Annotated in this window: 7 protein-coding genes and 1 pseudogene; 3 read left to right on the top strand and 5 right to left on the bottom strand. The window is 49.8% G+C overall.

Annotation, left to right across the window (positions count from 1 at the left end; all coding sequences use genetic code 11):
- Positions 1–375: 375 nt before the first annotated feature.
- From C6A40_RS25520 to C6A40_RS24160, 4 genes are all read right to left on the bottom strand, one after another.
- Complete coding sequence (locus C6A40_RS25520) at positions 376–498, bottom strand: hypothetical protein (protein ID WP_256043045.1); 123 nt, start codon at positions 496–498, stop codon at positions 376–378.
- Between the two features lie 59 nt (positions 499–557).
- Positions 558–1,325: a COG4705 family protein gene (locus tag C6A40_RS24175; protein WP_114191458.1), complete on the bottom strand. Its 768-nt coding sequence runs from the start codon at positions 1,323–1,325 to the stop codon at positions 558–560.
- Positions 1,326–2,178: 853 nt separating this feature from the next.
- Complete coding sequence (locus C6A40_RS24165; RefSeq protein WP_023332837.1) at positions 2,179–3,798, bottom strand: phosphoethanolamine--lipid A transferase MCR-10.1; 1,620 nt, start codon at positions 3,796–3,798, stop codon at positions 2,179–2,181.
- Between the two features lie 366 nt (positions 3,799–4,164).
- Positions 4,165–5,160, bottom strand: coding sequence for a tyrosine-type recombinase/integrase (locus C6A40_RS24160; protein ID WP_032676104.1), 996 nt, complete (start codon positions 5,158–5,160; stop codon positions 4,165–4,167).
- A gap of 247 nt (positions 5,161–5,407) precedes the next feature.
- Here C6A40_RS24160 and C6A40_RS25405 point away from each other — a divergent pair, with 247 nt between their 5' ends.
- The 3 genes and pseudogenes from C6A40_RS25405 to C6A40_RS24150 form a co-directional block, all read left to right on the top strand.
- Positions 5,408–5,878 carry a hypothetical protein gene (locus C6A40_RS25405; protein WP_239991072.1) on the top strand — a complete coding sequence of 157 codons (471 nt, stop codon included), beginning with the start codon at positions 5,408–5,410 and terminating at the stop codon, positions 5,876–5,878.
- 24 nt (positions 5,879–5,902) lie between these two features.
- Complete coding sequence (locus C6A40_RS25400; RefSeq protein WP_074171084.1) at positions 5,903–6,559, top strand: hypothetical protein; 657 nt, start codon at positions 5,903–5,905, stop codon at positions 6,557–6,559.
- A gap of 263 nt (positions 6,560–6,822) precedes the next feature.
- A pseudogene (locus tag C6A40_RS24150) lies at positions 6,823–7,013 on the top strand (hypothetical protein); the annotation flags it as partial.
- A 326-nt stretch (positions 7,014–7,339) separates the two neighbouring features.
- On the opposite strand, the gene C6A40_RS24145 reads toward C6A40_RS24150, so the two are convergent.
- Positions 7,340–8,416, bottom strand: a 1,077-nt coding sequence (locus C6A40_RS24145) for a helix-hairpin-helix domain-containing protein (protein ID WP_239991071.1), incomplete at its 5' end; no start/stop codon positions are given.

The following is an 8,416-nucleotide window of genomic DNA, read 5'->3' as shown; positions in this document are numbered from 1 at the left end:
CCTGAGTAAACAAGGTGGATCAATATTAAACCGTTGGTGGTGGCGGTAAGTGGATCACTTTTTACCCGTTGTTGACAACAGAGCAAGCAATAATGTCATAATCATTTTTTCAAACACAATGTCCATAACGTTGTGTCCTGTAATTGCATAGCGTCTCCTTTCTCGGCATTCACAGGAAAGACTAGCATAAAGCATTCAGATAACCGGGGCGAAAGGAAAAGGGACGTGGGAAAGGACGGGATACTGCGTGGTGGCTAAACGAGTGCTGACGTATACACGCCGGACGGGTTCAGGAACCACTCAGGATAAGCACTGACGAGGCATGGCCAAACCAGCTTCTGGAAAAGGGCTCCGGACAAACAGAGCTTTCCGGCACTATCTGCGTGACAACAGTAAAACCAGTTCATGCAAATAATACGCTGCATCGCGGCAGATATCGGGATGCAGCAGGAATGTCAGCACAATCAGGATAATCTCCAGGATCATCATCTTTTTCATTTGTCTTTCAGCAGTCCGGGATCACGGAGACCGGTATGATCTGCCAGGTCCGGCAGACGCTATTTTTCCGACATTTGCATTTTATCGCGGAAAGTCAGATAGCCTACCAGACTGAGAATGGCTAGCAAAAACAGAATACTTGTACCCGTCGCGCCCAGACCAATCCCCCCGTTCCCGGGAGGCTGCGACAGCAAATCACCGCAGGAAGCCCCGAAGGGGCGCGTCAGAATATAGGCAATCCAGAAACAGAGCACGTTGTTTGCCCTGAACAGATAAAAAGCCGCCGCCGTCAGCCCAATCAGAGCGCCGAACAGTGCTGCGGCATTCAGATAGCCAAGATCCATGCCTTCCGCCAGCCAGTCACCCGCGGCGGTACCCAGAGAAAAGGTAAAAAGTATGGCCACCCAGTAGAACATCTCGCGTTTACGGGTGGTGATACTATGAATTGACAGGGTTTTCTCTTCGTTATGCCAGAGTACGAAAGTCAGGATCAGCAGCGAACCAAACACCCCACTGGATAAAGAAAGAGGTACGCTGAAATGGTCTGTCAGGTTGTCCGTCAGCAGCGTGCCGAACACACTGATGAGCAGTACCGTCAGCCAGTAAAGCGCCGGCACATAGCGCGTCGCGCGCATCTGGAATACAAGGACAACCACAAATAAAAAACAGGTCAGCAGGGTGGTGTAAGTCAAGCCCCAGCCGAGATCCATGTTTAAATAATCGGCGAAGGTTTCACCTACGGTGGTGGACATCATTTTGATGAGCCAGAAGAAAAAGGTGACTTCCGGCACCTTACTGAACCCTGTGGTTCTGGAGTGAGTCATCATTTTGCAGCCCTGTTCAGCAGTGTGATGAGTTCACTCTACGGACGCCAGATTAGCTCTACCTTAGGAAAGCAGCTTATCTTCTTGGATATGACGATCTCCTGACACAGGCCTGACGTGTAGCCAGCCAGGGATGACCGCATCGCTCAGGGTTCACAGCAGCAGGAGAAGGATTACGGACCGGTAAGAGGAGGCTCAGGGAGATGGCCACTCAGGATAATAACGGAGTGAACGGGCGCCCGGATTTATCTGTTCCAGAGCAGATCCAGTATTGCGAGACCTTCGCCCTCATGAAAAAGTGACAGGACAGCCTTCACTATCATGACGGTAATAATTAATACCAGCAACGGATTCATGTGCATATGGTCACCTGCCAGACGGTCCCTGAGCTGACACAATGTATCAGAAAAGAGATCCCCCGATCGGCCAGTAAGCACAACGGGATAATCAGAGTCACATTTTGTCTTCATCGTAAATGCGATGACACCCGTCCGTACTGAACCCGGCAGGTTTATGATGGACGGCTCCATCCGTCAGGATAATGCAGACGGCAGGCATCCGGTATGACGCCAGGTACAGAGATACTACGGGCCCGCGCGCTGGCCGAGAGGCAACCGGTCATTCTGCCGCCCGAAGGTACCAGAAACGGGGATCCGTTTTGTAAGGTTTATCCACAGGAACCGGGGATAAGGGTGTGGGTAAGCGCGGCGATGTATGTCAGACAGGTCGACTCAGGTAAAAAAATGCCTGCTTCGGGAGCAGGCAAACAGGCGCTGACGGCATGCACGCCGTCAGCAAAATTTTATAATTTCCGGCAGCAGGCTGTTTGTTTCCGGAAATCGACCGAGTATGTAGGCTATCCACGACATTCGCGGAACAGGTCGCTTTCCGGAAGATAGGCCCCGGTGGTGATGTCCCAGAGCCCCAGTACGGACGCGAAAAGGTTATCGTGGGAATATGTCCTGTTAACGGCATTATGCTGCAGACACGCGGCGTTAATATTTTTAGCAGCAATGAAGCCTGGCGACATCCAGAGCTGCATCGGGATGTGCGTCTGCTGATCCGGTGCCAGTTTGTAGGGGGTACCGTGCAGATACAGTCCGCTCTCTCCCAGAGATTCGCCGTGATCGGACACATACAGCAGTACGGTGTTGTACTGTTCGCTGTATTGCTTAAGCTTTTCAATCATCTGCGCTAACACATAGTCGGTGTGGCGAATGGTATTGTCGTAGGTATTAACCAGCTGTTCCTGCGTGCAGTTTTCGATATCGCTGCGCGCACATTCCGGCATGAAGTGACGATGCTCTGCCGGATAACGCTGGTAATAGGTCGGTCCATGGCTGCCAATCATATGGAAGGCGATCAGCTTGTCTCCGGCCATTTTGCCGATTTCGGTATCCAGGTTTTCCAGCATAACATCGTCATAGCAGGTTTTACCGTCACACAGTTTTTTACTGATACCGGGATTAATTTCGACAGTCGGGATACGGCTGCATACGCCTTTACACCCGCCATCGTTTTCTTTCCACAACAGCGAAACCCCCGTTTTCTGCACGATGTCGAGGACATTTTCACTGCCGGCAGCCTTTTTACCATCGTAATCCGTCCGGTTCATATCCGAGAACATACAGGGCACCGAGACTGCGGTCGCCGTGCCACAGGAACGCATATTCCTGAACGAAATAACGCCATCGATTTTGCTGGTAAAGGCATTTGTGTCACGCGGGTAGCCGTTCATGGAGAAATTCTGGCTCCGTGCCGTTTCGCCAATTACCAGGAACATCAGCGTGGGTTTACCATTCCGGGTAACGCGCCTTGCATCATCCCCCAGCGTCCGGAAAGGCATTTTCGTCGTAAAATAGGTATCCTTCACGTAATGGAAAGTGCTGTACGCATAGTTTGCCGGGATAATTTCTTTGTTCAGCGTCGGGTTATTGCGCCCGACAGAAGCATAATCCTGGTAATACAGAGCGGCAACACCTGCAATCAGGATCAGCGAAGCGAGCATGGAAAGCAGCCGGTGGGCAACCCCTTTGTACCATTTGTCTGCATATTCAATTTTAATCAAAAACAACAGGATAGCCGGAAGAATGCCCATGAAGACCAGCCACAGCACCAGTGAGCCATTCAGGTAGGCATGCGCTTCCTGTGGGTTTGTTTCCAGTATATTTTCGATCATGGACTGATCAAACATCACTTTATATTTCAGTGTGGCGTAACTCACCACCGAACCGGTGACCAGCAACAGGGCAAAGAAGGGTTTGAGCAGGTAGCGAACCGAGAAGGGCATAAACACAAAGTTAAGCGCTGCAACCAGCACAAACGGAATGGAGATGACGAACCCCGCCCTCACATGTTCAAGACGGCTCAGGATATCGTAGAAATGCAGCAACACCGGCCAGTTAAGTAAGAATGCAAAAACGAGTGCCAGAAGTAAAACCAAGGGGATTACCCTCATCCTGAAAAGTACGGGCATTACGATCTCCATCAATAATATGTCCCCGCCCGGGGTCACAGGTTGCACCAGAAAAAGGGCAACAGGTTATCAGACCCGGCGGTTCCTAAGCGAAACTATTTTTTAATGACTAGTACCCAATCAGTGAGTTATCTCTGGTACCCGGCCTGAGTCGCCGGTAGCGGTATTGGGATACAAAGCGGAGCAGCCAGCTGGCCGTTTACCGAAGGGAAAAGATGAAGACGTCCTTCAGACTGCGCAACAGGGGAAGCAGCGTAGTCCGGAGTTCCGCCTCCTCTGTTCAGACAGTACCGGATATGACAGCAGCACGGCTGCCACCGGCATTACTGTTACGGTTTCTTGTTAAGTTATTAACTTAATATGATATTAAATGTCAGTCAGATTCAGGCGATCGCGGGCCGTGCGCAGGCGCGCTTCGCCGCGGCGATCGTACTGCTGGGTGGTGGTGACGCTGGCATGCCCCATCGCGTCCTTTACCGTGATGAGATCCTCGCCATTATCGAGCATGGCGGTGGCAAAAGTTCGCCTTAAATCGTGCGGGGCACATTTTGTAACCCCCGCCTGGCGCTGGCGGACCTGCAGGACGTGATACACCGCCTGGTCGGTCAGCCGGTCGTTCGTCAGGGTGTCAAAGCGGCGGATACGGGTGAACAACGGCCCGTCTTTTTCTCCCCGCACGTCATCGATCCACGTCCTTAGCCGCTGCCAGGTGCCCGCCGGCATATAGGCCAACCGCTCCTTGTTTCCCTTACCCAGCACCCGGAGCGCCCGCTCATCTGTGACAACGTCACGCAAATCCAGCCCTACCGCCTCTGACCGGCGCAGGCCGCAGCCGAGAATGACGGCCAGCATTGCCGCATCGCGTACCCCGATGCTGGAGTCATCGGCCTCGCAGGCACCAAACAGCGCCCGTATCTCCTCCGGCGGCAGGGCCCGGCCGCGCGGCAGGCGGCTGCCCCTAAGGTTACGCACCGCCCGGATGTGCTGGAAGCTCTCGACGTCCATGAGTTTCAGCATCCAGGCTTCCTTCGCCACCCCCTTGAGTGCCGAAAGATAGGTATTGACGGTCGCCGTGGCCCGGCCGGTGTCGCGCAGGAGCTCAGTCACGGCCATAACGTGATGACGGCGCAGGCTGCCCCAGCTGCAGGACTCCAGGGACGCGGCGCCGAGCATGCCGGCAACAATACCGAGGAACGAGGCCATGGTCTGCCGGCTGCGGGGGGAATTGAGGGAAAGCAGGTAGGCCCGGGCGGGACCGACCGGGCTTTCAGTACCAACCAGCGCCGGCAGGAAATCCACATCAAGCGGAATGACCGCCGGTGGCGGGAGCTGCTCGGGTTCATCGTCAGGCATCAGTGTCATCCGGGGCTCCGTCCGGGCCGGAAAGCGTCCGGCGCGCTGCGTGAAAAATCGGGGAAAAGTATACGCCAGAGCGTACCGCATAGAGTCTACTTTCTCAAACGTACATTTTAATAAGCAGATAAAACTGAAACCATTCTTCGGGCATTGCAGCTCGAACAGCTGTTGACGGTCAGATTCGGGTAGGTGCCTGTACGCTGTAACGCTGCTAATTTAGCTTAACCACCATAATAAAGAGGGAATGTTAACAATGAATCAAAAATGGAAGACGCTGTTAATTTCGGTATTAACTCCGTCTGGCATCATATCAGGGATCGCGCTGACTGTGCTCTGGGGATATTTCAGTCGTCTTGACAGACTCGATGTTTTCTTTGAGGTGATGAGCATCAAGAGTCTATTCGCTCTGGTCTGCTGCGCAGCCGTATTCTCATTAGCGATTCTGTTATTTATCTTTTTTATAATCTCTATATTCATGCCGATTATCATTCCTCAGGACATCAATAATCTTCCTACATACAATAAAATTCAGAATAACTTTTTATCGATACTGATGCTGTCAGGACTGTTCCCGATGGCGTTTATCTATGTATTTTACTATGCTTTCGATTTCAGCCAGGCCGTAAAAAATAATTCAGGCTGGCTGTCTTTGCTAAGTATCGGTGTACTGACCATAATTATTTCCTGCCTGATAAACCGAAAATATCTAGCACACGACTTATAAATTAAAAATACGAAGGTGAGATGGATGCGGCGATGCCAGATTTATGTGGCCATCCCGCTCTGTATAGCACTGCTGGCGCATCTTCAGGTGTTTCCACTGGAAATAGTATTCAGGAATATTTCTGCTTCAACTGAAAAGGTAAGTTTCAGGATCGTGGCCGGAATGGCGTTCATGTCTTATATGGTTTTTTTTATGACAATTTTGCCTGGCCTCGTTTACCTCAGAATGGATGCCAAGGATAAACTCCCCAAAAAAATTAGCACTTCCCTGATAGTGTCTCTGATGATACTGTTATTTATTTCTACAAAAATAACTGTTTTACCTGTTATATTTACTCATTCCGTCATTAAACTTTCAGGTATAAGTGATTTCAGCACCCACAGCTATATTATAAAATCTAGCGAGTATCCGGAGGAGTTTTTTTCTAATTCAGTTTGGGATAGGAAAAAAATCAAAGCAGGAGAATATTACTCGGTTCGGGCTGTTTCTATATTTACCACCAATCAATTCAGTTTTCTTTGCCCTGAAGAAATAATCAAATCCTATAGGGAAAGCTGGAAATTTAATCCGCTGGATTCTGAGTTCGATACAGATGTCAGGCTTAAACTCCAGAAAGATGCCGCTTACTGCGTACCGGTTTCAGCGACAGCTGTAAAACGCTGGGATGTTCCACTCCAGTAACCGAAGTTTGCAACTTCGTTCCTAATAAGGGTATAAGTACGAAACTTATACCCTTCATTATCATTTCCCGGTAGATTTACTGGGTTTCAATCCGGGTGTATTACCGGGCGTATCCTTATTATCGCGACGACGTTGATCTGGCTTTCCTGTTGACTTGGCAATTGGTTTGGGACCTGGTTTTAAACCCATGATACGGATTCCTGAGTTTCAGAGGGACATCCTCAATATACATATATGGGATCCACTGTACCTTATCAAGTTATAAACGCAAAATGTTCCCGACAGATGACCGGTACGGAAGATTATATCTCTGCCGATCAAGGATGCGTCGAAAAAATGGAGTATACCGCTCCAGAACTGGCGACTGGCGATTAGTGGTTTTATTGTCGAGTTCGGTGACTGCCTTAGCGATCACCTTTCATATATTGGAAGTTACACAGAATTACAGGCTTAAAAAAACAAAAGGAACATCTTGAGAACCTTTAGAGGATAAATCTGATTGTTTTGCCGGATTAAACTTCACTATTTATTAAAATTCGCATTTTGCAGCTTCGCTCCCACTAGGCCGTAAAGGAGGGCGGCAGGGTAGAGCCACAAAACTATTCACTTTTATAAACAACTTGAGCTTTGCGCATTAAACCCTTGCCGCAGGCGGTGAACCGCATATCCGGCACAGACAGTCAGTTTTTCTGGCAGCTTAAATTTGACACAGCTTAATATAGTGATTCATTAAACAGGTTCAGTATTCTGCCAGAACGTTTTAGTCGTTATGGGCGTCCGTTAGTTTTCTACTAACTGAACGACGACTAGCCTGCCGCCTTCCTCCTTTGACAGAACAAACTGAGCGTTATTCGTCAGTTCAATTTTTTCACCAATGGCAATCTGTCGTTTATCCGGTAATGACATAAGCCCATTTATGCCTTCATTTACTAACCACCACTGATCGTTATGGAAAACAAAATACCCAACTCGTTTCCTTTGTGCATCGGTTGTGCGCTCATTTGGCGCAATGAGGCGATTCACATGCCACGCATAGATTGACTGCCCGCTCCACACCATCAACCGGTGATCGTCAGGACGATAACTGCCTTCCTTTCGGGATGAATATAAATTTAGAACCGGTAATTTACCCTTGTATGGCGTACCGCAGTAGGGACAAACCGGCTTTGTCTTACCTGAGAAAACGTACCATTTCTGTTCACACGCCTTGTTCTGGCAGGGCTGTATCAGATCGACTGTTTTAACCAGGGCACTTTCCCACTCATCGGCGGTCGGGCGTTTAGTGGCATCGTGTAAGCCATCAATAAAGGCGCGTTCAAACAAAGGCGTCAGATAAGGGCCCATGATGGTGTAAGGAATTTTCTCCGGGTCAGCCCAGGGCAGTGAAAAGGAGGATAGCTGACTGACTTTGACTGCATTGCTTTTGTCTGTCGGATGTTCAATGAAGAGTGCCTTCTCACCCATAGATAAGGTCTCATCACGTACTTCATCCGACATGTCATGTATTTTTCCGCCACGTAGCGGATGACGGAAGAACAGATACATGTAGATAAGCACCGACAGCGCATGACGGTCAGTAGAAATGCTTGGCAATACGCGGTTCGGATCCTCTTTGGAAAGATGGCTGGTTTTCACCACTTCCGGAGCGATAAAATCCGGGGTGCCCACGACGTCGGGAGGATACTTTCCAGGGACAACCAGGCCGTCTACGTCAATGATGCAGGCATGTCCCATTTCTGGATCGATAAGCACGTTTTTATAGCTTAGATCGCGGTAATGGTGCCAACTTACTGATTTAGTGTATGATGGTGTTTTTGAGGTGCTCCAGTGGCTTCTGTTTCTATCAGCTGTCCCTCC

The organism is Enterobacter sp. GER_MD16_1505_Eko_090 (assembly GCF_003331015.1).
In the GTDB taxonomy this organism is placed as follows: domain Bacteria; phylum Pseudomonadota; class Gammaproteobacteria; order Enterobacterales; family Enterobacteriaceae; genus Enterobacter; species Enterobacter roggenkampii.
The sequence above is the reverse complement of the archived record's forward strand: the minus strand, read 5'-3'. Positions and strand labels throughout refer to the sequence as shown.